Annotated in this window: 1 protein-coding gene; it reads right to left on the bottom strand. The window is 64.9% G+C overall.

Annotation, left to right across the window (positions count from 1 at the left end; all coding sequences use genetic code 11):
• Window positions 1–11: 11 nt before the first annotated feature.
• A protein-coding gene (locus tag FV222_RS27425; RefSeq protein ID WP_147816291.1) for an IS5 family transposase occupies window positions 12–868 on the bottom strand; the annotation gives its coding sequence in 2 pieces (ribosomal slippage) (window positions 12–484 and window positions 484–868; 858 coding nt in all).
• Between the last annotated feature and the right edge of the window lie 75 nt (window positions 869–943).

The following is a 943-nucleotide window of genomic DNA, read 5'->3' as shown; positions in this document are numbered from 1 at the left end:
TCTGTCCGGGATCATTGTGCGGTTTGGCAGAGCTTACGGATCATGAGGCGGACGGAGGCCCAGTGGAGGAAAGCGAGGGCCTTTCGGCTTTGGCATTCCCAGTCCTTGGCGAGGCGGCGGCAGCGGTTCAGCCAGGCGAAGGTCCGCTCGACGATCCAGCGTTTTGGCAGCACGGTGAAGCCCTTCGCCGTGACGGCGTCGGGCTGATCGGATCGCTTGACGATCTCGACATCGACCCGTCGGCAGGCGCGACGTAGTCCGGCCCGGAAGCGCGGTCCCTGATAGCCGCCGTCGGCGTAGAGCTTGAGCAGGAACGGATAGAGGCCGAACAGGGTGGTCATCACCCACACCCCGCCGTCGCGGTCCTGCACGCCGGCCGAATGCACCAGGGCGTGCATCAGCAGACCCTGGGTGTCGACGAGGATGTGGCGCTTCTTCCCTTTGATCTTCTTGCCCGCGTCGAAGCCGGGCGGATCAATCGACGCCCCCCTTTTTCCGCGCCCTTGACGCTCTGGCTGTCGAGGATCGCCGCCGTCGGACTCGCCTCGCATCCCGCCTGCTCCCGGCACCGCACGAACAGCGCGTGATGGATGCGCATCAGCGTGCCATCGTAGTCCCATAGGTCGAAGTAGCCGTAGACCGTGCTGCGGGCCGGCATATCCGTGGGAAGGGCTCGCCACTGACAGCCTGTGCTCAACACGTACATCAGGGCGTCCACCACGGCCCGGGTCTCGACCGTACGCTTGTTCCCGCCCCGCTTGGCCGGCGGGATCAGCGGCGCAATCACGCCCCATTCCGCGTCCGTCAGGTCGCTCGCGTAGCGCAACGCGCTCCGGTCGTAGCGAACACGGTTCTCGGTCGTCCACATCAGCAAAGGCCTTTCTCAGCCCTCGCTTGAATCACAACCTGCTCAGATTGCACAGCTTGTTGCCGAACAGACACT

The sequence above is a fragment of the Methylobacterium sp. WL103 genome (genome assembly GCF_008039885.1).
GTDB classification, from domain to species: Bacteria; Pseudomonadota; Alphaproteobacteria; order Rhizobiales; family Beijerinckiaceae; genus Methylobacterium; species Methylobacterium cerastii.
The sequence above is the reverse complement of the archived record's forward strand: the minus strand, read 5'-3'. Positions and strand labels throughout refer to the sequence as shown.